This is a genomic window from Alicyclobacillus sp. ALC3 (assembly GCF_028751195.1).
Classification (GTDB): domain Bacteria; phylum Bacillota; class Bacilli; order Alicyclobacillales; family Alicyclobacillaceae; genus Alicyclobacillus_L.
Genome location: NZ_CP066784.1, coordinates 4,598,800 through 4,625,488, shown reverse-complemented (window position 1 = coordinate 4,625,488; position 26,689 = coordinate 4,598,800). Strand labels below are relative to the sequence as shown.

The following is a 26,689-nucleotide window of genomic DNA, read 5'->3' as shown; positions in this document are numbered from 1 at the left end:
CATGAAAAAAGGTTACTACTCAGGTACCCCGTCGCAAGGCACCCCAAAAGGGGGTGTTGAGGACACCCCTTGCGACAGACTTTTTGGGCTACTTTTGTCAGGTCCCTGCGAAGACCGGCTGGCCACGAAGGACCGAAACCAGGGAAGGAAGTAGAGGAAGGTTCTGTTTTAACAGGCTAGAGATAAGGCTGCGGAGTACGGAGAAGGTCTTACCGCCCTCCTGTGTACGAAAGAGCCCGGAGACCTTCTGTTTCACCTTGGTCATCCGAATGTCCCGTTCCGCCTGGTTGTTGTCAAAGGGCACGTTCGCATCCCAAAGGAAGCGAAGGATGGACTCCTTGTGCGACTCAAATCGCTGTCCTAAATTAGCGGCTTTGCTTTTGCACTTTCGTCCACGTGGTCCTGTTTTCGTCGGCACAGGATCCAGCGCCCATTCAGTTTTGCCTAGCTCAAGAATGGCATCGTAAGCCGTCTCAATCTCGGCAATGGTTTCATCAGCGAGCGGGAGACCCTTCTCCCGGGCGTCCCTAGTGAGCTTCCAAGCGCCTCGGAGCAATTCCTTCATCTGCTTAGCCCACTGATGTCCATCATTGTCCAGGATACCTTGACATTCGCGCAGGAGGTGAGCATTGCATAGCGCATGCTCAAATGAGTAGATGGGTCGGAAGTAGGCCGAGAGGCAGTCATGAACGACGACGCCCTTAAAGGTGTCCAGTATCCCCATGCCTTCAATCGCGCCGGTACCACGCTGTGGATAAGTGTCCATGAGCGTCCATTCTGGATTGGACACGACATGCAACCAATGTTGTTTGTTGACGATACGTACACCCGTTTCGTCGGTATGGAGCAGCGGCGCATTGCACAAGTTCTCCCGAATGACGGGGATGGCGCTTAACTCCACGGCACCCGCCATGCTCTCTAATTGGCTCAACAGGGTCGCTTCACTGGGCCGTTGTCCAGTTAGGTCGGCATAGAACTGTCCGATTCGGTCTAAAGGGAGCATATGATAGGCATTTAAATATGTGGTCCATGCTGCAAATCCATCCCCATACTGCACTGGAGCTTTGACGCCATCCGGGAAGCTGGCACGTTGCAATGTATTGCAGCAGGGACAGCGCTTTTCCTCGGCTTGGTGCTCTGTCACAACGAGACGAGGTGCGGGCAAGTCGAATACCTGACGTTTCACGAGGCCCTTCGTGGCTACCGTTTCCAACGATGCGGCACAGTTGGGACAGGCGTTAAGCTTGTGGACGATGACCTCATCGGGGGTCTTGCTCATGAGCAGAGTGTGCCCGCTATGCCCTTTGGGGCCGCCTCTCTTACCACCCGGCTGGCGTGAATTCGTTGGTTTACGAAATCCATCACTAGATGGAGGCTTACTGGAATTGCGGCTGTTCTGGTTCACTTGGCTCTCGAGGACCCTTACACGCTCTTTTAACTCGCGGATTTCAGCCGCCTGTTGCTCAACGATAGCTACGAGTCCTCGTACCAAATCAACAACCGCATCAGGTCCCTGTTCATATACTTGCAAAATGCATTCACGTTCCATTGCTTTAAATTCCAGTTCAAATTCCATTCGAAAGTACCTCCCTTGCATTGGGCACCAGGGCATACACATAAACATCCTTGCGTGTAACGCTCAAGGTATGGTGCGTGTCATTGCGGCTTCTCCCTTGCGTCTGGCCGACTTGAATCCAGTTAGCAGCCCGGTAGCACGTGCCACGGAATCGTTGCTGTTCGACAAACGTCTCCAGCAGGTGCACCGGATGACCATACTTGTCCATCCAGTCTCGGCAGATGCGACTGGCGATGCGGCTGAGGAGATGACTAGCCAGATTGGGAACGGTGACCCAAGGGAGGATGAGAAAGCGCATGTTGTTTGTCACAAGGGATAAGGAATTCCGACGAACACCCGGTGTCCAGCGAATCCACGCGTCGCGTGGCGCAACTTTCCAAGCAGCAGACCCAAAGAGCAGGCACGCTAATGGGCGTCCGTACCGGTCGTAGACAAGATACTTCATGTTTTCACCGACCGCGCCGCAGAATCCCAGGTAATGATATGCGGCGAGCAAATGTCGGAACAAAACTGATGATGCGGATGTCTTTACAATCTCGATTCGCAGCGGCAACAGATCTCGCAAGGGACCCGAAACGGGGGTAGTGTCATGGGCAACGGAACGAACGATTCTTGTCGCGTTTCCAACGCCGACGGCGCGAGGGGCTGGAAGTCGAATGTATTTCAGTCGCTCAAGTTTGAGCAACATGGTACGACAGGCCATGTCTTTTAGCTGGCCATTGCCGTTTGTCCAGTTCCAAGTCGCACACAGTTCGCGCGATAACCGAGTGCGATTCCAGTCAGGGTGACAATGGATGAGTTCACGTATCCATGCAATATCTTGTTCGGTAAGGTGGCGTCCTTGTATCTGCATACCACCATTCTACAAACAAAAGACCGCTGAGTCCAGCTATTTCTAGCCTGGACTCAGCGGGTACCTGAGTAGTAACGAAAAAAGAGGCTAATATAGCCTCTTAAGAATGCTATGTAGAAAAGTACGACGCCCCATTTTGCCGTGAAGCCGAGCGGTTTTCAACCTGCTTCTCGCAGGTGGGTGTTCTGACGCGAAGTCCGCAAGTCCACTCGAGGTGGCGTGTGCTCGCTTTGCTATGTCGCGAACTCCCGGTACATATGCATCGGTTAAAACCACAGGTGCTTCACCAACAGCACAGGAAACGTTGTAAGAGCATGATATCACACAGCAGTTCCTATCGCGACCCCGAATATCTGGAATCCAAGCCACAAGTATGACCCTGCAGCGACGCTCCAAAACCGGTCACACTTGACTGTAGATCAACACTTACTGTAGCCGCAGGCTTCACACTCGTAGCAGCCGCCCGTATGCACGAGGGAGTGCTGGTGACAGTTCGGACATAAGTCCTTGCCCACGGAGTACGAGCGCAGACTTGAACCTGCGGACTGTAAACCCTCCGCTACCGGATGTGCGTTATCTTCTAATGAAACCGTTTCTTCTTGGCCGGACGCCCACTCTGAAAACGCCGCCTTGCGCAGCGGGAACGTCTCGGAATGCTCAATCAGCGCTTTGGCAATGGCATCAGGTACTGATGTAATGCGGTGCGACCCAAAGCCCACCGAATTGGACCCGCCGATGCCGGAAAAGTGACGAACCAACTCAGCTTCCTTGTTCGGATTGCGGGAGTCGCGCAAGTAGAGCGTGATTGCTCGTCCCAAGGCCTCATTGGATGCGTACACGTCACTCCCCGCCTTGCCAATGTTGACGAACATCTCGAGCGCGACATGCTCTTCCGGATCATCGTTAATCGTGATGTACGCCTTTCCGAGCGGTGTATCCTTACGGTACGTGGCACCGTACAGGACAGCAGGTCGCTTGCGCTTCTCATAAACGGCTTGATGCGAAGCAGCAATAGGCGTCTTCGCGGCGGCCACGAGTGACTGTGCTGCTTGTGTCGCCACTTCGGTCTCAGCCATTTCGGTTGTGGCCTGAGTCTCTGTCTTGTCTTCAGACTTTTCGTCCTTCAGCGACAGTACCTGTTCCGAACGCGAACCGTCGCGGTAGATGGTGACTCCCTTACACCCAAGTTCGTAGGCTAGGTCGTACAGCTGTTTTGTATCTTCGACAGTGTACGAGTTTGGCGCGTTACATGTTTTCGAGATGGAGCTGTCAATCCACTTCTGCAGTGCGCCTTGCACTCGGACGTGGTCTTCTGGAGATAACTCCATGGCGGTTTGGAAGTACGACGGCAGTTCACTCGCGTCTGAGTGTGCATCGTAGTACGCTTGCACAATCGCTGCGTTCTCCTCAAACATCCCAAGGCGCGAATTACGGAAGTACGACCATGCGTAGTACGGCTCACAACCTGTAGAACAACCGACCATAGTGCCTGTGGTACCTGTTGGAGCGATGGTCATCGTTGTGACATTGCGGATTCCATACGTCCGCACAGCCTCTGCCACATGCGGTCGTTCAGCAGACATTTGCTGCATGTAACCCGACTGTAGGAACAAGTCCGCGTCAAACGCGTCAAACGGTCCGTTTACCTTGGCAAGTTCGACCGACTCCAGGTAGCTCCACTCTGCCATCATACCCATCAGCACATCGATGAACCGCACGGATTCCTCTGACCCATAGCGGATGCCGCAGTACAGCAGCAGGTCATGTAGGCCCATGATGCCAAGTCCGACTCGGCGCTCCGCCAGTTGGTTATGGCGATTCGCTTCAAATGGATAGTATGTCGCATCAATCACGGCATCCTGGAACCGCAACCCACTGCGAGTCGTTTCCTCAAGTTCCTCCCACTTGACATGGTGGAGTAAGAACTCAGCCCTGTCGTCGTCAAAGTGCTGTTGCAACCAACTGCCGATCACGGCTTCCTTCCCGGCATCTGCAAATTCCACTCGCTCGCCAGAGTCTGCAAATCCGGCAGCAAAGCGGCTGAGGACAACGGCTCCGAGGTTACAGATACCGTTTGCCGGCAGCGGCTGCTCACCACATGGGTTGGTCGCGACCAGTGGGTTGAAGTAGTAGCTGTTGCTCATGCGATTTGCCCGACCGAGGAAGACCACTCCCGGTTCCGCAGATTTCCAAGCAGAGCGCACGAGTTCGTCCCACAGCTCGTTGGCGCCTAGTTGCGCCGTCATCTCAAATGGCTTTCCTGCAGCACTCCACGCGTCGAAATCGCCCTGAAACTCCGCTTCCTCATGCTTCGGCACAAAACCAATCTGCCACATCTCGCCCTTTTTCTTTGCTTCCATGAACTGCTCGGAAATCCCGACAGAGATATTGGCGCCCGTTATGACCCCATCAACTTGTTTGCAGCGGATAAACTTCAAAATGTCCGCGTGGCGGTCGTTCAAGATGAGCATCAAAGCACCACGGCGAGACCCACCCTGCAGTGTCAGTTGACAGCCGACGCTCATAATCTCGCCGACGCCAACCGGCCCAAAGCCATCACCGAACACCTGGTTGCCCTTGTCGTACAGTTGACCCCAAGAAAACGCGCCCGAACTGCGGCCGTTCACACCGCGCACATAGCTGTAGCGTGGGCGAAGTGTGGAAAGGATAACCGACACGCGCTTTCCTTCTTGCATCCGCTCCCACATGTCTGCAAGCGCACCAGCAATCGTTCCGCGCTGGTCGCCGGGTAGCACGGTCGACCCGACAATGTCCGACACGACCAATGCTCCACTGGCCAAAATCTGTTCGTACAGGTCCTTCGCTGAGACCGTTTCGCCGTTCACGACGGGACGCCCGTCCTGTTCCCAGTCTTCCAGACGACCGTTCCACACACCGTCGTAGTCCGTGGCGGTGGTGTCTGGAAACCGATAGGTCCACTCTGCTTGCTCTTCTACAGCGCGCAGGAAGGCGCGGTTCACACGCACGACCTTGGTGCTGTGCGGATAAGAGGCTGCAAGGAAATCCAATAAGTCAGCGTGCCACACATCGAGCACGAGGTGCAACTGGGACGTGCGGGGTGCATCCGAAACGGGAACAAGCGTCCCCTGTGGCGGAATTCGGGACAAGTTCATTCCGACGCCGCCGCTGCGAGCCTGAATTTCCAGGGTTTGTCCGAAAGACTCTGCGTAGTCGCGCAGGCTCGGGCCGACGCTCGGGATCACAAAACAGTTATAACTCGTCGTCTGCATTCCAGTCCCCATGGAAGCGTTGATCCGTCCACCCGGCACGTATCGCCAATGACTCTGCAGGTTGTAAAACTTCTCTTCCCACACGGCCGGATTGCCAGTGACCGACGCGGCCCCCCGAGCGACACGCCGCCACATTTCCCGTGGTGAGGTTTCAGAGAGCACATCTACCTGTTGCATCGGCAGAACTTGGCTGGTCCCATCCTTTAGTGTGACGGTCACTTGCTTCGTCGTCGTGTCAATTGACGTCACGCGTGCCAACTCGTGGTACGCGCGTTTGGTGTCGAGCACCGCCACAACCAGCGAGCCAACAGCAAGTGTCTCCTTCCGAACATCCTTGAGCAGGTAGCGGTCAGCTACGATTCGTTCTCCAGTCGCGCCGAGCCAGTCCTCTGCTGTGAACGGCAGCATGCTTTGTTCAATCATTTGTCCCATTTACATACCCTCCCAAAGACCCGTCGCAGCCGAAATGAATCCAGTTACGATGAAAGGTAGTGTGATGTCAGTTGCGGTTTTTGTCGGAACTTTCACTCAACAAGGAAAGTACCTCTTGAGCTAATGTAGCCACGTCGCGGAACTCTCGATAGACACTCGCAAACCGGACATATGCCACGCCATCAAGTTGTTTTAGCGCCTCCATGACTCGCTCGCCTACGACCGACGATGGAACCTCGCGCTCGTATTCCAAGCGCAGGTCACGTTCGATCTCAGCAACAACGACCTCTACCTGCGCGGTCGAGATGGGCCGTTTCTCGCAGGCTTTAAGAATGCCGCGATATAGCTTTTCAGTTGAAAACTGTTCCCGTTCGGCATTCTTCTTCACTACCATCAAGGGGCGCTGTTCAACCCTTTCGTAGGTGGTGAAGCGACGAGCACACTCGTCGTTGGCACACTCTCGCCGACGTCTGATCGCTGTGCCATCCTCGCTCATACGCGACTCGAGCACCCTGGAGTTCTCTGACTGGCAATATGGGCAACGCATTCGTCCGCCTCCCTGCGAAGGAAGCAACTACAGCGCCCTTGATGGCTGTCCAACTGCTGAGAGCTTCGCTTCGTACGCAAATCTGCCATCCGCACTATCCATTCGAAATTGCGGACCGTACGCGGTTATGTACACGGACGCCGAGCAAACTGTGTAACTAGATATAGCGCACATAACGGCCACAACGACGATTATACACACTAGATGTATGGCTATCAAGACTACCAAGTGCAGCGTCCGGGCGCTCCCGAAACCGCCGTTTGCCCGCGTGGGACAAGGCCTCCGCAGCATCTTTGGCTGTCAAGAGACAAATATATTTTTTATACCGACCCAGCTTGGACGACTCATCTTCAGACCTAATCCAAGCTGCCCGCTAGGTACTCAAGCTGGTCAGTTTCAGCAATCACAAGCACAAGTTACAGGTCAGCGACAGAGTCCACCACAAAGTCCGCTTCTGAACCTTCAGTTGGCAATGGCACCCCGGAGCGAACCTGAATCGTCAATACACCGGCTGCGAGCCCCGCCCTAATGTCCGTGGCTCCATTGTCACCAATGACCACAGCTTCATCGACTTCTGCAGAAAAACGTTCAAGCGTATAGCGGACAAAATCCGGATTGGGCTTGCCCGCGACGACCGGCTTGATGCCGGTCGCCGTTGTCACGAAGCTGCCCAAGGCGCCGTTTCCCGGCACAAATCCATCGTCGCTCGGGAACCGCGCGTCGTTATTCGTGAGCATGTACCAACCAATGCCCACAACTTGGTGACAAAACCACGCGAGTGTGGCATACGTGGCAGTTGGGTCGAGTCCCATGACAGCTGCCTCGGCCGCATGCCTCACTCCCCTGTCTCCGCCTAATTCAGGTTTGGAAGGTGGCCTGACCAGAACACAGCCCTGTTCGCTCAGCGCTTGTTCCAACCCACTTTGACCGATGTACGCTACCTTTGCGCGCTCGCCCACGCGTTTCGCTATGATGTGTGCCGCAAATTGGGCAGAAGTGCAGACTTCATCGATGTGTGCGCCAATTCCGCAACTAGCCAGATACGACACCACCTGCTCTGGCGTTCGCGTTGCGTTGTTTGTGAAAAATACGGGGCGAATCTTTCGATCCCGGATGCGCTCGACGAACTCCGCAGCCCCCGCTATGGCGCTCGCTCCGCGACACAGCGTTCCGTCGATGTCCAGCAGCGCGACCCGCACGTTCTCAAGCATCGGCTCAGTGCCCTCCGTCTGTCTCTGGCAGCTGCTCAGTTGTGCCCTCAAGCTGCGGCATTTTGAGGTCGTTGAGCGGGTCTGGCTTCGCAGCCTGAAAATCGACGGCGGGTTCAGCCGTGTCGGTACGGGCGTTGACAGCCCGAGCCATCGCAAACAAGAGGTCCGACAACCGGTTCATGTATTTACGCACCGCCGGGTTGACTGGTTCGACGCGAGATAATGCGACAACATCGCGTTCTCCCCGCCGCGCCACAGTGCGCGCGACGTGCAGCATGGCCGCAGCGGGGTGACCGCCCGGCAGGACAAATTTCTGTAGTGGCGGGACCTGTGCCCACAGCACATCAATCATGCGCTCAAGCAAGTCCACGTCTGTCGACTCAATGTATGCAGCATCACGCTTGTCCTCTGGTGTCGCGAGGTCGCGTCCGACATCAAACAAGTCGCGCTGGATTCGTTCGCCCATGCGCACGATGTCTGTGAACTGTTCGTCCCCCGTCAACATCGATAACGCCACACCTAGCACGGAATTTGTCTCATCTACCGTCCCGTAAACATCAACCCGACGCGCGTCCTTATCAATCCTTCGACCATAGATGAGACTCGTCTGGCCGTCGTCTCCCGAGCGTGTGTAGATATGCATGGGTGCACCCCTCCAAAGTTCTCTCGAAGCCACGTTAGCACCGCGCGCCGTCCCGTGCAACGAAAAAGCCAACGTATCTCTCTAGTTGTTCTCCTATCGCTTGACTGAGTCGACCGCTTTGACCACAATGTCAGGTGTGATGAATAATCAGCCCTTACCCAACGACAACCGAATCGGCATCATCGACCTCGGGTCGAACTCTGCCCGACTCGTCATTTATGAGGTCTATGCCAACGGCGGATACCGCCCGTGTTACCGGATGAAGCGCAACACCCGCCTCGCCCGTTTTCTCGACGCTGACCACAGCCTGTCGGAGCAAGGTGTCACTCAGGCCGTTGTGGACGTGTCTGCATTCGTCCGTGTGGGCAGCTTGTACCACGTCACCCGTTGGATCGCGGTCGCTACCGCTGCGATACGCCAAGCCGCAAATGGCGCAGATGTACTGGCTCAAATTGAGGCGGCAACTGGCGTTCACTTCCGCTTGATCACAGGGCGAGAAGAAGCCTACTACAGTTATCTCGGCATCATGAACACCATGGAGATATCCGATGCAGTCCTTGTGGACGTGGGTGGAGCGAGTACAGAGGTGATGCTCGTTCGCGATCGCAGTCTCGTCGAAGCAATTAGTGTGCCTTACGGCGCACTGACGCTGACCCGCGCATTCGCAAACGGAGCGAACGAACACCAGGCTGCGCTCATCATGACATTCATGAGTGACATTTTTGAGTCCATCGACTTTCTTCCTCGAGGCATCGGACTCCCCGTCATCGGAACAGGCGGAACGGCCCGGTCGCTTGGGAAGATCGCACAACGCATGCAGCGCGGTGGCATCGACAGATACCACGGCTACCAGATTGACACGACCCTGTTGACGCAGGTCTATGACAGAGTCAGTCACGGATCAACTGCAGACCGCAGTCGCCTCGCCGACCTCTCCGAGAGCAGAGCTGAGGTCATCCATGCAGGGGCTGCCGCAGTTTTGGCACTCGTCCAGTGCGTTCGTGCGCCTTACTTTTTGGTGAGCGGCAATGGGCTTCGCGAAGGCGTGTTTTACGAACACTGGTTTCGTTCGCGGATAAGTCCAGTTGTACCTTCCGTACGCAGCCACAGCACAGAGAACTTTATGCGCTTGTTCGGCATTCACGTGGAGGCAGCAGAGCGCGTGGCTACATGCGTCGAATACTTGTTCGAAAAACTTGAATCCCTTCATCGCCTGCCTGCGCGGTGGTCTCAATTTGCTGCCGTCGCAGCCCGCGTCGAGCAGGCTGGGACACTGGTCAACGTGGAAAAGTCCGGCCGTCACACGGACTACCTGGTGCGTTCTTCGTACCTGTACGGGTTCACGCAAGAAGAACTTCTTATAATCGGGAAAATTGCTCTCGGAAAAGGGGATAAAGTGTATCGCCAGTTGTCATTGCTCGTTACTCTCTCGCGCACTTTAGTGTACGAGACGAGTGTGACGGTCAGCGACATCGAAGTGAACATGAAACCAAATAAAGTCGTATTGCAACTGCCACAGTGGGCACCCATAGATGTAGGTCTGGAATCCGTACAGAAGGCGTTCCTCAAACTGTTTGGGGCTAAACTTTCTATTTCGCAGAACAATCATTCAAAATAACCCAGGCGCAGGTCACTACTGCGGCGTCGTCAGCGGGATAATCTGCGCAAACGAACTCTCGTGCCGCACTGCGTGTTCACACGCCTCAGCGTAGAAACGCATCTGACTTCCAACTAAATCGCCGGCTTCCGTTACTTTGACGTACTCCCCCGATGGCAGCAGTTCATAGCGGTTTACGTTGTCGGTCAGCTGAACATCCAAAATGTGACGCAGACGCGCCTTCAGGTTGTCTTGTACGACCGGAAACAACAGTTCCACCCGGCTAATCATGTTTCGCGTCATCCAATCTGCGCTCGACAGGTACACCTCCTCTGCTCCCCCGCCGCGAAAGTAAAAGATGCGGCTGTGTTCAAGAAAGCGCCCGACAATGCTCGATACCCGAATGTTCTCACTGACACCTGGCAGTCCCGGCCGCAGACAACAGATTCCGCGCACCAGCAAGTCAACCTCTACACCTTTGCAAGACGCCTCATAGAGCGCCACAATGATGTCCTTGTCCGTCAATGAGTTCATCTTTGCAATGATGCGCCCAGGATTCCCTGGCGAACTGGTCTCAATCTCGCGGTGGATTAACTCGAGGAACCGACGCTTTAGACCGTTCGGCGCAGTCGTCAGGAGACGCCACTGAGGGGTCGTTGCATGCCCAGTCAAGTGATTGAAAAAAGCAGATACGTCGTGACCGAAGTCCTCTCGAGTCGTGAACATCCCAATATCCGTGTAGACGCGCGCAGTCACTTCGTTGTAGTTGCCAGTACTCATGTGCACGTATCTCCGGATACCATCCCGCTCTTTGCGCACCACGAGCGCAACTTTGCTGTGGGTTTTTAACCCAACCACACCGTAGATCACATGACAACCTGCTTCTTCAAGCTTCTTTGCCCAGACGATGTTGTTTTCCTCATCAAACCGGGCCTTCAGCTCCAGCAGGACCGTGACTTGTTTGCCGTTCTCTGCTGCTCGAGCGAGGGCGCTTACAACAGGTGATGAGCCGCCAACCCGATACAACGTCTGTTTAATGGCAAGCACGTCTTTGTCGTCCGCGGCGCAGTCGATGAACTGCACAACGGGATCAAAAGACTCATATGGGTGAAACGTCAACACGTCCTGTTTTGCGATTGTCTCAAAGATCCCGGCCTCACCCAAAAAGTCTTGCGGATGCTGAGGGTGTATTGGCGGATAGGACAGGGAACTAACGTCCACCCACAAATTGAGCCGTGCAAGAAAAGTCAGGTCAAGTGGCCCGTTGATACTGTAGATGTCGTCTTCCTCGAGTTCCACCCAGTCCCACAGCGCTTCCAGTAAGGATGGGCTCATATCGGCAGCCACTTCGAGACGTACCGCATCTCCACGCCGGCGTTTCTTGAGCTCCTTTTCGATCTCTTCCAGCAGGTCTTCGGCGCTCTCCTCGTCCACATTAATATCAGCATTTCGCGTGATGCGAAATGCGGCTGTCTCTAACACCTGGTTCCCGGAAAATAATGTCTCGATAAACGTTGTAATGACGTCTTCGAGGAACACAAAGGTTTCCCGTCCATCCTCTGCTGGAACCTCCACACAACGCGGCAAAACAGACGGAACCTGAACGACTGCGAAGAGCACGTCTTCCTCCACCTCCGCAACGTCAGGACGCAACAAAACCGCCAAGTTGAGGCTCCGTCCAGCCAACATCGGAAACGGGTGACTCGCGTCAATCGCGAGTGGCGTTAACACCGGAAACACATGTTGGTGATAGAAGTCGCGCAAATAGGCCCACTGGTTCGGCGCCAGGTCGCGGACAGAGAGAAACTGAATACCTGCATGGAGAAGCTCCGGGAACAACACGTTGTCAAGTAACCTGTAGGCCTCGCCCACATTTCGGTGAACACGCTTTGAAAGTTCGAGCAACTGCTCGCGGGGCGTCATACCCGTCTTGTTGTCTGGTCTATGGAACCCAATTTTGACTTGGTCCTTCAATCCGGCTACGCGGACCATAAAGAACTCATCAAGGTTAGATGCTGTGATGGAGAGGAATTTCAGCCGTTCGAGCAGCGGCACCCCACTGTCCAGTGCTTGCGCGAACACCCGCTCATTGAACGCGAGCCAACTCAGCTCCCGATTGATGTAGTAGGCCGTGTCATCAAACCTGGACACGCAATGCCACCTCGACTTTCCGTTTATCCTGTGCTCTCATTATAGTTGTAACCATCACACGGCGGGAAGCCTGAGCAAAGGAGGGCAACAGCGTGACAAATCATGCAGGCGAGGAATTCTCCAAACTTGTCAAGATGTCGCAATCCGTTTGGCAGTGGGCAGTTCCAACACCGACCCTCCCGCCCGCATTCGTCACCAACACGTACCTCATCTGCACCAAGGACGAAGCGCTGCTGGTGGACTTCGGCAGCACGGACGATGCGCAGGTGCAGGCGTGTGTGGACCACTTACAGTCGCTTGGCGTCAATCATGTCATCGGATTGGTTGCCACGCACTACCACCGGGATCATACCGATGGCCTGCCTAAACTGGCCGAAAGACTCGCTGCGCCAATCTACGTGCAAGCACACGACCTGCAACCTGCCGTGCTTTCGATGCACCCCGATGATGCTGTACGCGTCCTGCCTACACCAGAGACGTTCAATGTCGGCGGGGACCTCACAGTAGCAGTCGTTCATAAACCCGGGCACACGCACGGACATGTCCATCTCGTAATCCCGGACGAGTCCGCGATTTTGGTGGGTGACCATTTGGCTGGGGACGGTTCCGTCTGGATTGGGCCACCCGATGGACACATGCAAACTTATTACGACGCGCTGGCGCACATTGCCTCGAGCGGTTGTCAACTCGCCGGACCGGGTCACGGGAATGTCTTGCAAAGCGCCGCCGAAGCGGCCGAAGCTCTGCTTCAGCGACGATTGCGTCGAGAAGAGCAAATTTGCGCCACCCTACCAGCGTGGCGGACCACTGACGAAGTGTTCGCACAGGTGTACGGGCAGACGGTAGCGCCAGCTGCCACGGAGGTCGCGCGTCGAACCCTGATGGCCCACTTGCAGCGCCTCGTTGAGGTCGGCCGAGTAGAACGGCAATTCACTGCCGATCAAGGGTTCCAATACCGGATCAGAAAGGAGATTCCACTATGACCGCGCGTGAACCCTTCGCGGTTTCGTTCAGACGTATCCTTAACGACGGTTGTATTCCCCCGTAAATACTGTGACAGCTTCCCCCGTCATCCACACGTGCCCGTCCTTCACTTCAATCTCGAGGTCGCCACCGAGCAGGTGGACCAGCACTCGTCCTGAGAGAAGCCCGCGCGAAACACCAGCAGCCACACTGGCGCAAGCACCCGTACCACACGCGTACGTAATGCCGGAGCCACGCTCCCACACACGAAAATCAAGTTCATCTCGCCCACGCGGAGTCACGAACTCCACGTTCACTCGATTTGGAAAGTCAGGATGCCGCTCAATGTGCGGCCCAATCTCCGCAACCGGCATACTCACGGCATCGTCAACAAAGCAGACAAAGTGCGGATTGCCAACGGATACCAAATGGCCCGTGTAGTCTGTTCCACCGACGGTAAGCTTGGCGATGTCATCCACACTCTCGCCCCTGTATCCGACTGCTGTCGGTCCGTAATCGAGTTCACCCATATCGACGGTGACAAGGTCTACTTCCCCCGCGTCGTTACGGTGCGCAAACGCTTCGACGACCGATGCCTTGGTCTCGATGTGAAGTGAATCGGAACCCACATAGCCGTGTTCAACAGCGTACTTAGCGACACAACGAAGTCCGTTTCCACAGTTTTCTGCTTCCGAACCGTCTGCGTTGAAAATCCGCATCCGAACATCAGCTTTGTCGGACGGGCCGATCAAGATCATGCCATCGGACCCGATGCCTTTACGAACATCGCTCAACTCCATGGCGAGCGGGGCTAGTTCGACCTCATCCAGTTGCTCTTCAAACAAGCTGATGTAAATGTAGTTGTTCCCGAGCCCATGCATCTTCGTTACTTTCACCCGTACGTCCCTCCACTAACAGTCTCCTCATCAGTGTATCCGCAGGGCTTGACCACGTAAAGCGTCCTCTGCCGAAGCAGTGTCCAAGGCAATGCACCACCTGAAACAGCTATCCTGGGGCGATGGCAGTGTTTGAATGCAGAACCAAACAGAAAAAAATTCATCGCAGTTACTTATTGCAATACGGAATTAGTCCGTGCTATACTCCAGTAGTCGCTTTTGACAACACAACTTTATGCGGTCGTGGCGGAATTGGCAGACGCGCAAGATTCAGGTTCTTGTCCGGGCAACCGGGTGGAGGTTCAAGTCCTCTCGACCGCACCATTACTGGAGTTTCGACGATGTGTAGTTTTTTTACACACGCAAGATTCCTCCCAGACAGTCTTGTGTACTCGCGCAAGATTCATGTCTTGTGGGAGGTTTTTTTATGTCGCGTAAAGCCAAAACGGTCACCCCTCGGAAACCGGACTCTTCACTTGCTTCGACTGTCGATGCGTTTCTCAGACATCGCACTTTGCAAGGCATGTCGCCTACGACCCTCACGTTCTACAAAGACGTTCTCGCTTCGTGTCGAAGCATGAATTTCCACAGGACCTGAACGACTGTTCCACCACAGACATTGAGGATTTCATCTCCACTCTGTTGGACAACGGCATGAAGCCTGCGACCCTGAACGCTAAGCCACCTTATGAAGCCACACGTGTCCGATTTCATTCCAAATATACACAACCACACGGTCGTAAGGGGTACATTCATGGTAATATAGCCCTGTAATTAGATTGTATAAGAAGAAAATCAGGGAATTAAATGTATAATCATTCCATCGAAACCTTTTATTAACGACTGCCACTCACATAGTAGTGCACCATTCGGATAATGAGGGATGGTGCTCTAGGAGGAGAGAGAGTCCTGAATTGGCCGAAAAGCACACTAACAACTTTAGGATTCATCGTCGGTGAAGGGATCTATTTCGTTTTAATCTATTATGTTTGGAAAGCCGTCGGATGGCAGCCAAGCACAGCGTTGCCTTTCGTAAGCCTAGCGATTTTTATCGCAGGGTGTTTTGCGATTCCATTCGCGTGGGCTTACTTGGCAAACGAGATGACCTGGAACAGGACGGTGCCCTTTGCCGTCACTGTTTGCATTATCCTTTTTGTAGTGGTGCTTGTGTGTTGTCGGATAGATCAAGCAATATCTGCGAGTGCCAGTGGGTTCAACAAATACCTAGCTTCTCCAAATGCTCTTGGTGAGAACGGGGTTGGGCGTGAGTTGAGTAACATCTTTCAGTTGTGGCTTTCTGGCGCTGTTTTCGTCGTTAGTTATGTCGTCTTAGCAAACAAGCGGCACAAAGATTCAACGCGTGAAAAGTCGGAGTGAATGCAATCAGTCATTCGAATTGAAACTGGAATTGTACTAAGTCGAGGAATATAAAGTCACATGCAGTAGTGTGCGCGAGGTGGAAATAATATTCCCTAGTGGATGGACTCTGCGTAACGTTGTCTACGGCAGATAGGCAGTGCCCGAAACCTGCGACTTTTGTTTGCTCCCTCCGTGATCAAGGAACACAAGATGAATGAATTGTATCCCACTTGCATCACAGTGGTACACCTGCGTTGTTCATAATGGGGCTGAGCGTGATAATACATAAAACAACCTGAAGCGTGAATTCCCAGGTCGCAATCTGGTGATGAGAGAACAGGCGGGAGAGGAGAACTTCCACTGCGCACTGCTGTAAATCCTCGCGACTCGCTATGTGAGCCAAATCGACTTATGCGCGGCACTCGCAGCCCGCTATGTGGTCGAAATCGACTTATGCGGCGCGCTCGGGGCTCGCTATGTGATCGAAATCGACTTATGCGCGGCACTCGCGACTCGCTATGTGAGCTAAATCGACTTATGCGCGGCACTCGCAGCCCGCTATGTGATCGAAATCGACTTATGCGGCGCGCTCGGGGCTCACTATGTGATCGAAATCGACTTTTGCGCCGCGCTCGGGGCTCGCTATGTGATCGAAATCGACTTATGCGCGGCACTCGCAGCCCGCTATGTGATCGAAATCGACTTATGCGGCGCGCTCACGGCCCGCTATGTGATCGAAATCGACTTATGCGGCGCGCTCACGGCCCGCTATGTGATCGAAATCGACTTATGCGCGGCACTCGCGACTCGCTATGTGATCCAAATCGACTTATGCGCGGCACTCGCGGCCCGCTATGTGATCCAAATCGACTTATGCGGCGCGCTCGGGGCTCACTATGTGATCGAAATCGACTTTTGCGCGGCACTCGCGGCCCGCTATGTGATCGAAATCGACTTATGCAGCGCGCTCACGACCCTCTATGTGATCGAAATCGACTTATGCGGCGCGCTCGGGGCTCACTATGTGATCGAAATCGACTTTTGCGCCGCGCTCGGGGCTCGCTATGTGATCGAAATCGACGTTTGCGCGGCACTCGGAGCTCGCTATGTGATCGAAATCGACTTATGCGGCGCGCTCACGGCCCGCTATGTGATCGAAATCGACGTTTGCGCAGCGCTCGCGGCCCGCTATGTGATCGAAATCGACTTATGCGCGGCACTCGCAGCCCGCTATGCGATCGAAATCGATTTGGAATATACTTGTTTAATACACAAACGTTACATTGCATGCTCCTGCCCGTTAGTGACCGAACCCAGAAAGCCCTTTGATGAATATTTATGTACGGATGTGAAGAAATCCTCCTTGGGGATTAGTCACCGGTATCAACAGAAGTCATTCCCTTATGCCGCGTCTAGAAATGCTGTCTGATGCTCAATTAAACATCCATTCAGTAGTCAAAACCACCGCTACAATTGCCAAAAAAAATCATTACAGACCCAGCAAAAAATTTAGAACTGAACGCCGCCTTGCTGTCGGAATGCTTTAAGTTCCACAGGCTAGTTGCTAGAAACCAAACTCCGAGCATAAAGACGACTAGAAATAGTACCATGACCGACGAATTTATAATCCCTATGGACATGCCTGCAACCGCCTTACCCGTGTAACCCAACTCTTCTACCCGTTGGTTCAAGATGCTCTTCCACTAATAGCAAAACCCTCCTGAATTAGCGAGGGGTTGTGTTTATATTCTCAAGTCCACACCCTTAGACTGCGTAGTGTCAACATTCGCCTTCCGCGAACAGACTTGTGAGATACATGGTCGTTGACCCTGGCGAGCAATTCGACCTTCTTGCTCCGATTCCGACAGAAGAGGGAGTCGTCAACGATGAATACGTCCGCTCTGTCATCCAAGGTGAGCCTCGACATTTGTTGCACAACGGCCACACTGAGCAGCAACAAGAATTGACGCCCATCACATGCTGAGGACTATTTAAAATCGATACACCGTGTCTTTCCCAACCCCATTACCCCCAGGCTGCTTGAACCGACGGTTCAGACTTCGTGTTTTTCCTTACTCATCGGCTGAACTCATCGGCTGAACTCATCGGCTGAACTCATCGGCTGAACTCATCGGCTGAACTCATCGGCTGAACTCATCGGCTGAACTCATCGGCTGAACTCATCGGCTGAACTCATCGGCTGAACTCATCGGCTGAACTCATCGGCTGACATCGCCGTCGCGCGAAGGGCTTACAGGCTTACACCGGGTGCGAAACTTGAGTTCTTAATAGTGGCGTCACGATAGACAAGGTCATACTCATAAATGATGAATTTGAATCCTTAAAACTCTCCTGTTGGTGCATTTTTCACGTCGTTGGTATTAACCACACCGTCAATGTACTCGAGGTTGTCGAACATGACCTCGCCAGCCGAGATGTTCACACTCATGATGCCAAAGTTACCGCCCTGGGCAGCGTTGAACTTCATGTTTGCATCATTGTTGTTCTGATTGTTAAATCCTAACGAGACACCGAACGCATTCTGCTGCGGAGTAGAAACAGATATCGGCCCTGTAAGAATGAAAGCTGGCAAGCCACCAGGCCTCCTTATAGTCGTCGTTATAGATGACAGTCCACGTTATGCTGCCCAGTATGTCCGAGTTCCAGAGAGTTCGACTAGTCATCAAGCACATACAATCCCAGTTCGTTTGAGCGCAGTTCAGGTATCTGGCAAAACTCCTTGTTCAAAACTGAATAGACGACGATGTTTTCATGTCCTGGTCGTTCATAACCCCGTCGACAAATTCCAGATTGTCGACCGTCACATTGCCCGCACTGAGTTGCACACTCAGTATGCCGAAATTCCCACCCTGGGCCGCATTGAACTTCATATTGGCGTCCCAGCCTCCCGATGTAGTCAGTCCCATGAAGACTCCACTTGCATTTTGCTGAGGTGTGCTGACATTGACTGCACCGGCCCATATGAACGCTGGCAAGGGAAGCCCCCCTATACATCAAAGTTTGAATGCCAACTCTTTTGGCTGATTCACATCCTGCACTACGATACGTCGACTTGACCTTGTCCTATGCGACGGCGATTTGGGCATGACCTGTCACTTCTCACATACAGTGAACAGGGGGGAGATGTTATGCAAGCGAACCAGTCAATCAACCTAACCATTCAAACCATTAGTGGCAATGCCGGAGTCTACTTTGGCAACCAGAACATATCGGTCGGTGTGAGTAGTCATTCCAAGTCGAATAACGCAGTGGGTTCCGTGAATGGCGGCTCGCACTTCTTCAAGAACTTGAGCGTGGTATACGATCCGGACGTCATCGACACACCGATTGACGACAGAGATGTACGTATCTTTGCGCCGCAGCAAACTGCGTCGAACGTCCTTAATGCCCAGATCGACGGCATTAATATAGCCACTGTCAACCAGAATGCTGGTGTGTTTATTGGTGAAACGACAATTACAGGGTTCGACTCACATGAAAAGGACAATTATGGGTTTGCGCCGTCATACGGAAACCACATTTACTCGCACGCCAATTCCAGCCTCGTTTACGACCCCGACATAGTTGATGCCTTAATCGACGACCGCGATGTCAAGTCCGGCGTATTTGTCTCGGCCGTCCCTGCTCAAGTTGCTCGCTAGCACATCTGGCTAAAGTACTCTATTGGACGGGAGGAGAGTGAACTGGCAAACTTCATTTCTTTAGGGGCCATTAACATGAGCACACCTCAGAGCAACGCCGGTATATTCGTTGGTCAAATAAATATTTCCGGGTTTGATTCCCACGCCAAATTGAATTTAGGCCACGGTGCCTTGTTTGGCATTCTTGGGTGGAGCACAGGTCACAGAAATTTAACTCAAGACGGCAACGAGTTTATTGACGGAGTCATCTTTGACCAAGACATGAAGATGCAAATCTCGGTCAACATTTGACGTTCATGCAGTGTCTCACTCTTTCGCAACCCACTCTGAGGAGATGTGAAAATGCCTTCGATGATCAACATAGGAATGGTAAACGTGAGTACACCTCAGCAAAACGCCGCAGGAGCCATGTTCGGTGAAATGAGTATTTCCGGATGGGACGCGAATATGAAAATGAACTTGGGCGAAGGCGGCTTGTTCGGTGTCCTCTGTGTGGTCGCCGGCGTGGTCAACTTCACCTGGGACGGCATGGAGGTGGCGGATGGAAACATCTTCGACCAGGACTTGAAGGCACAATTTGCGGTGAACTTCTGAGCACCGTCTTCACATTGGCTACGTCGCAACAGGACTTTCGCGTAGAAGCTCATAAGGCCATCGCAATCAGGTGAGAAACTGGTTTTTAGCAGGTAATTTCAAAACCGGTACGAATGTATACCGATACGCGACAACATGTTGTGTGTAGAAAATTCTCGGGGTGATTCTCATTCGACCGGTGGTAAGCATTCTCATGCCCGTGTATAACGGCGCCTTGCACTTGAGACCGGCTATCGACAGCGTCTTGGCTCAGACCTATTCACAGTTCGAACTCTTACTGATTGACGACGGCTCTACGGACGACACGCTCGCTATAACACGTTCCTATCAGGACCCGCGCATCCGAATCATTGAGACGGGCGACCACAGTGGAATCACGCACGCCCTGAACACTGGGTTGCGTCACACATCAGGCGCGTACATCGCCCGCATGGACGCGGATGACGTTTGTTCAGCGGTACGGCTTGAGCGCCAAATTGCATTTATGGAATCTCATCGTGACATCCTGCTCTGCGGCACCAACATGCAACTTCTCAACAGCACGCGGCGTGTAACGCTGCCGACCGAACATGAAGACATTCGCGCCCACCTGCTGTTCTCGAACTGCATTTCCCACCCGACTGTGATGATTCGCGGTCATGACTTTAGCTTCCCTGCGGCTTACCCGAACGCCGAAGACTACGCGCTGTGGGCCACCATGGTGGAGACAGGAAAGTTTCACAATCTCCCGGAGCCGCTCTACAGTTGGCGGATTCACGATGCACAGGTCTCGACAGTGAAATACGACATCGGGCGCGCGTCCGGGAAAGCAATTCATCGCATGCTGTTGACGAGATTTGGTGTCTCATTTAGCGAAGACGAGTTGTCTCTGCACACCAGCTTTCAGCAACACATCGGCACGAGTGCTCTAGATGCTTGGTTAGACAAGCTTCTGGCACACAATCTCGCGAATCCGTACTACGCGCACGCTGCTCTCAGCGAAGTCACAGACAACATTCGCAACGGCAGGTACGTCTTACTGTAGGTCCCGTTGCCATGCTGCCTGGACCACCCCTCCTCTCGACCACCGTCTACACCGTTCGGGCATAGACAGGTCTCAAAATAACTGGCGTCTGGACGCTCGCCCGAGATTTGGACGGGCGCATGCCATATCCTGTACTATCCCAAGGTCAGAGGGGGGAACACGCATGCATCCACTCTATCATCACGCGCGACGGCTGGTTGGGCGACCCGTCTACATCCATCACGTGACCGGCCAGGTTTATATGGGCACCCTGCACTCCGTCACTCACAACGGGATTTACGTTATGCCGAATGTGCGGGGGGCAGGTCTCGGCATGGCCTCTTTGCAAACGCAGGGAGCATTGTCAGTAGATGCGTCCAGCGAGAAACAGGCAAACATCGAGCTAGTGTATTCACCCGGCTGGTACTTCGGCTGGGGTGCGTTAGCCGGGCTTTCTGCGGCAGCAATCGCAGCGCCGTTCTTCTGGTGACAGCATGCCAAAACACAACAAGGCACAGAACGGGTTCATACCCGCTCTGTGCCTTGTTGGCTTGAAGCCGTGTGATGAAAACAATGGCTACGGAAGTGCCCGACCGGTTAAGGCGGTTACACCAGCCCTGACCGTCTCCTGCAGCATATTGGATTGATATCGAATGATGTCCTGGACACCTGGGAAGTCGCGTGTCTTGCCGCCGATATCCGTAAAACGGTAGCGGCCGCGCTCAGAGCGAACAAGCCCACGCCGGCGCAGGTTGGCTAGGGCACTGTGAACCACACCTGAGAGGTCGTGAACCAGTTCGGGATCGACAAACACCGTTGCCGGCAACTCCGCCATCTGACGAGACACTGCGGCTGAGACTTCACCCGCCGAGAACGAAACATCTCTGTTCGCGTCATGAGCTCCTCGAAGACTTGACACGAACTGCGAAAACAGCTGTGAAAACGTTACAGGCCGAGCCGCCTTGAGTGAAGTTGCCAGCGCCTGCAACGGCTGCCCACCGGCTCCGGAATACGCCCGCGGTTCAAATGAAACGACTCTCGCGACAAAGTCAGCCCGTTGCGAACGAAATACGTCATAACTGACGGCGAACAGGTACACCTTCTCAGCAAGCGGCAACAACCACTCCAAAGATGCACGCAACGGAGCCATCCGTCCATCTCGACTGTATCGACCTTCAGGCAGCAAAAACAGCGTTTCCCCTTGTTCAAGGGTCGAAGCCAACTGGTTGGCTTGGTGTTCAATGACAAACCGTTCGCGATCGCGAATGAATTGGCGAAAAGCGGGTTTGAGATTGCGCAATGCTCCATCCGTCAAGGCAAGAGGCGCGTTGGCACGATTCCACAGCGCGCGCAGACGTGCGCCTTTGCGCAGCCGATACCGCGTCAAAGCTGCACTGGTAAACACATCTTCCAACCGGACGTTGCCACACTCCTGCATGATCTCATAGGCAAGACTGGCGTCGGGTCTTGACAGCGGTTGATTCTCCATCGGCAACACGCCAACGCCTGCAAATAGTTTGGCGAAGTTCCATCGCCGTAACATCGACAGAAAATGCGTCGACATACGTACGGCAAAAAAGCCTGGCTCAAACAGGCGCTGTGAAGCGACACAATACACCGGTCGCCCCAACGGGCGTTGCAGGTTCAAGAGCGACGGGATGACGAGTCCGTCGAGGTCATGCTGATGATTTGCCAAGACAAGAGTAGACTGTCTACGGTTAGGTACTTCCCCAAACACCCGCACGCGGTGTCGGCTGCGCACAAACAGCGCCAACCCGACCGCCAGGAACAAGCGGGTAAACACCCACCGCGACGAGTACTTAGACTGTCGCCCGACGTGAGGGAGCGAGATTGCCCGAGTCGGGGGCAACTCAAACGCCAAGTCCTGCCCTGTCATCTCCTGTGGATTGATCACCGTTCGCTTGGCCCCCTGTAGCACAACACCTTCGCTTCTTCTTATGGTACCACTTCACGGTCGGTTGTGCCCACTAGACTTGTCTGGGTCCCGGTCTGTGAGGACGCCTGCATGTGGTTTATATTATAATGGACGAGGTTTTCTCCCTAATTGACATCTTTCTGTAAGGAGCGGAATTATGACGACACAACTTATGCGGATTGCTGTAACCGGTCGAGGGGCCGTAACCCCGCACGGAGTCGGAGTTGCCGCGTTTTGGGACGCGCTCGTCCAGAGCCGCTCTGCGGTTCGACCCACTGACGACCCTGCCATTGCCCCGTACGCCCCCGTTGTCGCGGCAGTGCCAAACTTTGAGCCACGCGACTTTCTGACGGCCAAGCTAGTCAAGGATTCTGCACGATTCACTCAGACGGCCTTGGTGTCCGCGGGAGAGGCTCTGGTCGATGCTGGCTTCGCGAAAACCGACAGCCCACTCGAGTGGAAACCAGGCACGGACTCGGACCGGATTGGCGTGTTTATGGGCACGACGTTTGGTTCAGTGCGAAGTTTTGACGATGCTGCCGCTAGTTTACTCACTGAGCGGACCAACCGTGCTGAACCACGGCTTGTGTCCAAGTCCATTCCAAACGGAGCAGCCGCAGCGCTGGCAATCCAGTATGGGGTTCAGGGACCTGTCCTTACATACTCAACGGCGTGTGCGTCGTCTGCGAACTCACTTGGTGAAGCCCTGATGTGGCTGCGCAGCGGACAAATTGACGTTGCTCTCGCTGGCGGTACGGACTGCCTGTTTGCGCCGACTTTGCTCGCCGGACTGCGCGCGTCAGGCGCTCTCGCTGTCCACGGTCCAGATGACCTGTCGGCATGGTCGCGCCCGTTTGACCAGGACCGCGCTGGCATGGTGATGGGTGAAGGCGCAGCTGTCCTTGTTCTCGAACCCTACGAGCGCGCGGTGGCCCGCGGGGCTAAGATTTACGCCGAGTTCGTCGGTTACGGTACAACCAACGACGCCTTTCATCAGATTGCCCCACACCCGAAAGGGGAAGGCGCAGCGTTGGCGATGCGCAAAGCGCTCCGCTCGGCTGGTTTGCAACCCGAGCAAATCGGCTACATCAACGCACACGCAACGTCTACAAAGGCCGGGGACGACGCTGAGATTCACGCCCTAAACAGTGTGTTCGGCGACGCTTTGCAGGACATCCCGGTCAGTTCAATTAAAGGTTCTATCGGGCACTCACTCGGTGCAGCAGGCGCCGTGGAGAGCCTGGCTTGTGTGGAATCCTTGCACAGAGGCGTTCTTCCTCCCAATCTGCACTGTGACAACCCTGAGCCGGACGCGCCAGCACTGCTCCTGCGCGACGGACCAGTAGAACGACGCGTAACGTACGCACTCAGCAATTCCTTCGGATTCGGTGGCCAAAACGGTGTAGTCATATGGAAAGCGGCGGAGTAATTCTCCGCCGCTTTTCACAGGTTGTCTGCTGATGACCGTTTCAGTCGACCATCGTCAGTCCGCCAGACACAGACAAAACTTGCCCAGTCACGTGTGAGGCAGCCGGACTGCCAAAGAACACAATCGCCTCTGCGATTTCTTCGGGTTCCGCAATCTTGCGCATCGGGATGCGCTTAACCATTGCCTCAATCAATTTGCTCGCGTCCCCGTGTTCACTGTTTTCCTCGAGAATTCGTGTCCGTGTTGGACCTGGCGAGACACAGTTGACTCGCACGCCGCGTTTTGCAACTTCTTGCGCAATCGATTTTGAGAACGCGATCACGCCGCCTTTTGCGGCTGCGTACAACGCCTCCCCTTGCATGCCGACGCGACCAGCGTCCGAGACGACGTTGACGATGGCCCCTGCTTCTTGCGCAAGCATGTCCGGCAAGAACACCTGGGTCGTGTAGACAACCCCCCACAGGTTCGTGGCAACCACGCGCTCCCAGTAGCCTGGCTGTTCATCAAGGAAATGCGAAGTCAGTGTATACCCTGCGTTGTTGACCAGAATGTCGACTGGCCCAAACCGTTCGCGCAGTTGCCTGCGTGCAGCATCGACAGCGCCGAGGTCGCCGACGTCGACAGCCTGCCCAAACACATCGGCCCCAAGCGTGTCCTTCGCTTCGACAATACTCTCCTCATGGAGCGCCCAGATGGCAACCTCGGCCCCACGCTCCTGAAACAGCTTTGCAGTGGCCAGGCCAATTCCGTGTGCTCCGCCTGTAACCAGCACACGCTGGTTCTCCACGCTCATCGTTTCAACTGCGGCCAGGTCGCGTGCAGGAGTTGCCGCTCACGCTCGTAAACCTGCACAAACCGCTCGGCCGCCTCCGGGCCAGACAACGACTCCCACTTGCGCACTTCGAGCGGGTCAGCCGAGCGGATGATCAAAATGTCGTCTTCCGTCGGTTCAGGTGTGATGGAAAAGTCCGCAGGGACAAATACTTCAAATCCTGACTTCTCCTGGACTTCCTCCACTGTCACGCCAGGGTGAAGGGTGCGGATTGACATTCGCCCACCCGGACCCGTGAAGTCAAACACGCCGAGGTCGGAAACGAGCAGTGTCGGTGCGCCGTGGCGACCAAGGTAATGGTCTCGCTCCTCGCCGTTGCCAGCGCCGCTGCGGAAATCGACACGCTCAACGACTGAACGGGGGTCGTGCCGCAAAATGTAGTAGAAAATCTCGGACAGGTGACTGGTGTCTTCCGGGATGCCGCGTGACCCGACGAGCGCGACCTTCGGTTGATGCCAGTCGCCAATGCACGCGATGTTCGTGTTGCCAAATCGGTCAATCTGCGAAGGGTTGATCCAAATGCGGAAGTGGTCCGTGAAAATCGCATCAAAAATCTCTTCCATCGACAACGGGATCCCGCTTTGCGCATCGGTCAGGAACTGTCCGAGCGTCAAGGTCGGCATCGGCAGCACTTCCATGCCAGACTCTGGCGTCGACAACACCGCGATGTCTGGCGCGTAGCGCATTTTTGCCAGACGCGCCGACAACGCTCCGAACGCAGTGACAGAACTGACCAGCACTTCACCGGAAAATTGCCGCGCCATCGTCGTGATCAGAAACTCGTCCACGGAGTAAGGCGTTTCAAGTGGCACTCAGGACTCCTCCTTTCAATTCTGCACAAAACTGCAGGTCACAGCGATATTCAGGCTGATTGCGCATCTTACACCTTCAGACGCGCTACCAAGCCCTCGACTCCGCCCTGGTTTTCCAGGTAGCGGCCGTGATCGGCGTAAATAAACCGATCTTGATAGGCTTGCCAGTCTTCCACCTTGCCACAGCTAATGAGGTAGTCTTGCATGTGGCGCAAATCTGCGCGGTATTCGGGTGCACAGCCCGTGGGGTGAGCGCCCCACGGCACCTCCACGACGCCCGCTGTATGTACGCGCAACACCTGCACATCGCGACCGTACCGCTGCAGTTCCTCCGGTGAGATAATCCGTTCACAGGACATATACGTGTTCTTGGCCGCCTTGGCGCACAGCACGTCTACGTGTCCGTCCCCAAGAATCACGCCATTGCCCTGCACATCCGCGTAGTTGACGTGAATCAGCGCGACATCCGGACGAATTGCTGGAATGGCAACCAACTCCTCGCCGCCAAACGGGTCGTTGAAGCGTTTGAACGAGCGGTTTACGTTCAGCACATCCGTGGCCAGACCGGTGTGTGTCGGCAAGAACGGTACGCGCTTAATGGTGGCATCAAGACCCGCCATAATCGTGTACTCCGTCCATTCCTCAAAGTCTACGCCACCTTTTTGGCGCGCACGGCGAAAGTGCGGTGCGAGGCCCATCACTTCGAAACCGACAAAAGCATACCGCACAGCCGCTACACTGCCCGTCCCGAGGAGAAGGTCTACTTCTGGGCCCCCGACATCGACAACCAATCGCAAGTCCTTACGACCTGCCCGCGCCAAGGCGCGTACGAGTGCCATCGGCTTTCTCGACAGGGACGACCCACCAATCGCAATGGTGTCGCCGTTTCGAATTTCTGACACTACGTCGTCGAGCGTCATTCGCTTGTCCACGTCGTTCACC

At 54.6% G+C, this 26,689-nt stretch carries 24 protein-coding genes, 1 tRNA gene and 1 other RNA gene; 11 read left to right on the top strand and 15 right to left on the bottom strand.

Going from position 1 to position 26,689, the window contains the following annotated elements:
• Positions 1-97: 97 nt before the first annotated feature.
• The 7 genes from tnpC to JC200_RS21710 all read right to left on the bottom strand — a co-directional run bounded on the left by tnpC (position 98) and on the right by JC200_RS21710 (position 8,513).
• Entirely contained in the window at positions 98-1,576 is a 1,479-nt protein-coding gene (tnpC, locus tag JC200_RS21740; RefSeq protein WP_274432014.1) for an IS66 family transposase, read from the bottom strand.
• Complete coding sequence (locus JC200_RS21735; RefSeq protein WP_274432013.1) at positions 1,566-2,429, bottom strand: Druantia anti-phage system protein DruA; 864 nt, start codon at positions 2,427-2,429, stop codon at positions 1,566-1,568. Before JC200_RS21735 ends, tnpC begins: the two co-directional genes overlap by 11 nt.
• 124 nt (positions 2,430-2,553) lie before the next feature.
• Positions 2,554-2,733: non-coding RNA, 6S RNA (ssrS, locus tag JC200_RS21730), on the bottom strand.
• A gap of 115 nt (positions 2,734-2,848) precedes the next feature.
• A complete protein-coding gene (locus JC200_RS21725) occupies positions 2,849-6,112 on the bottom strand; it encodes an adenosylcobalamin-dependent ribonucleoside-diphosphate reductase (RefSeq protein ID WP_274433819.1) in 3,264 nt (1,087 codons plus the stop codon).
• Positions 6,113-6,179: 67 nt separating this feature from the next.
• A complete protein-coding gene (gene nrdR, locus JC200_RS21720) occupies positions 6,180-6,659 on the bottom strand; it encodes a transcriptional regulator NrdR (RefSeq protein ID WP_274433818.1) in 480 nt (159 codons plus the stop codon).
• A gap of 416 nt (positions 6,660-7,075) precedes the next feature.
• Positions 7,076-7,870 carry an HAD-IIA family hydrolase gene (locus JC200_RS21715; protein ID WP_274433817.1) on the bottom strand — a complete coding sequence of 265 codons (795 nt, stop codon included), beginning with the start codon at positions 7,868-7,870 and terminating at the stop codon, positions 7,076-7,078.
• A gap of 4 nt (positions 7,871-7,874) precedes the next feature.
• Positions 7,875-8,513 (bottom strand): cob(I)yrinic acid a,c-diamide adenosyltransferase, encoded by a 639-nt coding sequence (locus JC200_RS21710; RefSeq protein ID WP_274433816.1) that lies wholly within the window; start codon positions 8,511-8,513, stop codon positions 7,875-7,877.
• Positions 8,514-8,652: 139 nt separating this feature from the next.
• On the opposite strand from JC200_RS21710, the gene JC200_RS21705 reads away from it, so the two are divergent.
• Complete coding sequence (locus JC200_RS21705) at positions 8,653-10,131, top strand: Ppx/GppA phosphatase family protein (protein ID WP_274433815.1); 1,479 nt, start codon at positions 8,653-8,655, stop codon at positions 10,129-10,131.
• A gap of 15 nt (positions 10,132-10,146) precedes the next feature.
• Here JC200_RS21705 and JC200_RS21700 read toward each other — a convergent pair whose 3' ends face one another.
• Positions 10,147-12,261, bottom strand: a complete 2,115-nt coding sequence (locus JC200_RS21700; protein WP_274433814.1) for an RNA degradosome polyphosphate kinase — start codon at positions 12,259-12,261, stop codon at positions 10,147-10,149.
• A gap of 92 nt (positions 12,262-12,353) precedes the next feature.
• On the opposite strand from JC200_RS21700, the gene JC200_RS21695 reads away from it, so the two are divergent.
• Entirely contained in the window at positions 12,354-13,244 is an 891-nt protein-coding gene (locus tag JC200_RS21695) for an MBL fold metallo-hydrolase (RefSeq protein WP_274433813.1), read from the top strand.
• Between the two features lie 39 nt (positions 13,245-13,283).
• Here JC200_RS21695 and dapF read toward each other — a convergent pair whose 3' ends face one another.
• Positions 13,284-14,105 (bottom strand): diaminopimelate epimerase, encoded by an 822-nt coding sequence (gene dapF, locus JC200_RS21690; RefSeq protein ID WP_274436627.1) that lies wholly within the window; start codon positions 14,103-14,105, stop codon positions 13,284-13,286.
• Between the two features lie 252 nt (positions 14,106-14,357).
• On the opposite strand from dapF, the gene JC200_RS21685 reads away from it, so the two are divergent.
• The 3 genes from JC200_RS21685 to JC200_RS21675 all read left to right on the top strand — a co-directional run bounded on the left by JC200_RS21685 (position 14,358) and on the right by JC200_RS21675 (position 16,908).
• Positions 14,358-14,444, top strand: a tRNA-Leu gene (locus JC200_RS21685).
• A gap of 1,429 nt (positions 14,445-15,873) precedes the next feature.
• Positions 15,874-16,008, top strand: a complete 135-nt coding sequence (locus tag JC200_RS21680) for a hypothetical protein (protein WP_274433812.1) — start codon at positions 15,874-15,876, stop codon at positions 16,006-16,008.
• Between the two features lie 33 nt (positions 16,009-16,041).
• Positions 16,042-16,908: a hypothetical protein gene (locus JC200_RS21675; RefSeq protein WP_274433811.1), complete on the top strand. Its 867-nt coding sequence runs from the start codon at positions 16,042-16,044 to the stop codon at positions 16,906-16,908.
• 912 nt (positions 16,909-17,820) lie between these two features.
• Here JC200_RS21675 and JC200_RS21670 read toward each other — a convergent pair.
• Both JC200_RS21670 and JC200_RS21665 read right to left on the bottom strand, forming a co-directional pair.
• Positions 17,821-18,072, bottom strand: coding sequence for a hypothetical protein (locus JC200_RS21670; protein WP_274433810.1), 252 nt, complete (start codon positions 18,070-18,072; stop codon positions 17,821-17,823).
• A 151-nt stretch (positions 18,073-18,223) separates the two neighbouring features.
• On the bottom strand, positions 18,224-18,475 hold the full coding sequence (locus tag JC200_RS21665; protein ID WP_274433809.1) for a hypothetical protein: 252 nt from the start codon (positions 18,473-18,475) through the stop codon (positions 18,224-18,226).
• Between the two features lie 153 nt (positions 18,476-18,628).
• On the opposite strand from JC200_RS21665, the gene JC200_RS21660 reads away from it, so the two are divergent.
• The 5 genes from JC200_RS21660 to JC200_RS21640 all read left to right on the top strand — a co-directional run bounded on the left by JC200_RS21660 (position 18,629) and on the right by JC200_RS21640 (position 21,228).
• The gene (locus tag JC200_RS21660; protein ID WP_274433808.1) at positions 18,629-19,141 is read left to right on the top strand and encodes a hypothetical protein; all 513 of its coding nucleotides are present in this window, start codon (positions 18,629-18,631) and stop codon (positions 19,139-19,141) included.
• Positions 19,142-19,216: 75 nt separating this feature from the next.
• A complete protein-coding gene (locus JC200_RS21655) occupies positions 19,217-19,432 on the top strand; it encodes a hypothetical protein (RefSeq protein ID WP_274433807.1) in 216 nt (71 codons plus the stop codon).
• Between the two features lie 51 nt (positions 19,433-19,483).
• On the top strand, positions 19,484-19,735 hold the full coding sequence (locus JC200_RS21650) for a hypothetical protein (RefSeq protein WP_274433806.1): 252 nt from the start codon (positions 19,484-19,486) through the stop codon (positions 19,733-19,735).
• A 193-nt stretch (positions 19,736-19,928) separates the two neighbouring features.
• Positions 19,929-20,759, top strand: a complete 831-nt coding sequence (locus tag JC200_RS21645) for a glycosyltransferase family 2 protein (RefSeq protein ID WP_274433805.1) — start codon at positions 19,929-19,931, stop codon at positions 20,757-20,759.
• 163 nt (positions 20,760-20,922) lie between these two features.
• Entirely contained in the window at positions 20,923-21,228 is a 306-nt protein-coding gene (locus tag JC200_RS21640; RefSeq protein ID WP_274433804.1) for a hypothetical protein, read from the top strand.
• 87 nt (positions 21,229-21,315) lie between these two features.
• Here the strand turns inward: JC200_RS21640 and JC200_RS21635 are convergent, their stop codons facing one another.
• Positions 21,316-22,653, bottom strand: a complete 1,338-nt coding sequence (locus tag JC200_RS21635; RefSeq protein WP_274433803.1) for a 1-acyl-sn-glycerol-3-phosphate acyltransferase — start codon at positions 22,651-22,653, stop codon at positions 21,316-21,318.
• A 178-nt stretch (positions 22,654-22,831) separates the two neighbouring features.
• On the opposite strand from JC200_RS21635, the gene JC200_RS21630 reads away from it, so the two are divergent.
• Entirely contained in the window at positions 22,832-24,103 is a 1,272-nt protein-coding gene (locus JC200_RS21630; protein WP_274433802.1) for a beta-ketoacyl-[acyl-carrier-protein] synthase family protein, read from the top strand.
• A gap of 40 nt (positions 24,104-24,143) precedes the next feature.
• Here JC200_RS21630 and JC200_RS21625 read toward each other — a convergent pair whose 3' ends face one another.
• The 3 genes from JC200_RS21625 to JC200_RS21615 all read right to left on the bottom strand — a co-directional run bounded on the left by JC200_RS21625 (position 24,144) and on the right by JC200_RS21615 (position 26,679).
• A complete protein-coding gene (locus JC200_RS21625; protein WP_274433801.1) occupies positions 24,144-24,896 on the bottom strand; it encodes an SDR family NAD(P)-dependent oxidoreductase in 753 nt (250 codons plus the stop codon).
• Positions 24,893-25,747, bottom strand: a complete 855-nt coding sequence (locus tag JC200_RS21620) for a CoA-transferase (RefSeq protein ID WP_274433800.1) — start codon at positions 25,745-25,747, stop codon at positions 24,893-24,895. Before JC200_RS21620 ends, JC200_RS21625 begins: the two co-directional genes overlap by 4 nt.
• A 68-nt stretch (positions 25,748-25,815) precedes the next feature.
• Positions 25,816-26,679, bottom strand: coding sequence for a CoA transferase subunit A (locus JC200_RS21615; protein ID WP_274433799.1), 864 nt, complete (start codon positions 26,677-26,679; stop codon positions 25,816-25,818).
• Positions 26,680-26,689: the final 10 nt, after the last annotated feature.

Excerpts from the sequence above, each read along its gene's own strand:
- tnpC (WP_274432014.1), bottom strand. The coding sequence starts at position 1,576 with ATGGAATTTGAACTGGAATTTAAAGCAATGGAACGTGAATGCATTTTG.
- dapF (WP_274436627.1), bottom strand. The coding sequence starts at position 14,105 with ATGCATGGGCTCGGGAACAACTACATTTACATCAGCTTGTTTGAAGAG.
- JC200_RS21705 (WP_274433815.1), top strand. The coding sequence starts at position 8,653 with ATGAATAATCAGCCCTTACCCAACGACAACCGAATCGGCATCATCGAC.
- JC200_RS21735 (WP_274432013.1), bottom strand. The coding sequence starts at position 2,429 with ATGCAGATACAAGGACGCCACCTTACCGAACAAGATATTGCATGGATA.
- JC200_RS21645 (WP_274433805.1), top strand. The coding sequence starts at position 19,929 with ATGCCCGTGTATAACGGCGCCTTGCACTTGAGACCGGCTATCGACAGC.
- JC200_RS21655 (WP_274433807.1), top strand. The coding sequence starts at position 19,217 with ATGAGCACACCTCAGAGCAACGCCGGTATATTCGTTGGTCAAATAAAT.
- JC200_RS21715 (WP_274433817.1), bottom strand. The coding sequence starts at position 7,870 with ATGCTTGAGAACGTGCGGGTCGCGCTGCTGGACATCGACGGAACGCTG.
- JC200_RS21710 (WP_274433816.1), bottom strand. The coding sequence starts at position 8,513 with ATGCATATCTACACACGCTCGGGAGACGACGGCCAGACGAGTCTCATC.
- JC200_RS21660 (WP_274433808.1), top strand. The coding sequence starts at position 18,629 with ATGCAAGCGAACCAGTCAATCAACCTAACCATTCAAACCATTAGTGGC.
- JC200_RS21650 (WP_274433806.1), top strand. The coding sequence starts at position 19,484 with ATGCCTTCGATGATCAACATAGGAATGGTAAACGTGAGTACACCTCAG.
- JC200_RS21640 (WP_274433804.1), top strand. The coding sequence starts at position 20,923 with ATGCATCCACTCTATCATCACGCGCGACGGCTGGTTGGGCGACCCGTC.
- JC200_RS21630 (WP_274433802.1), top strand. The coding sequence starts at position 22,832 with ATGACGACACAACTTATGCGGATTGCTGTAACCGGTCGAGGGGCCGTA.
- nrdR (WP_274433818.1), bottom strand. The coding sequence starts at position 6,659 with ATGCGTTGCCCATATTGCCAGTCAGAGAACTCCAGGGTGCTCGAGTCG.
- JC200_RS21625 (WP_274433801.1), bottom strand. The coding sequence starts at position 24,896 with ATGAGCGTGGAGAACCAGCGTGTGCTGGTTACAGGCGGAGCACACGGA.
- JC200_RS21725 (WP_274433819.1), bottom strand. The coding sequence starts at position 6,112 with ATGGGACAAATGATTGAACAAAGCATGCTGCCGTTCACAGCAGAGGAC.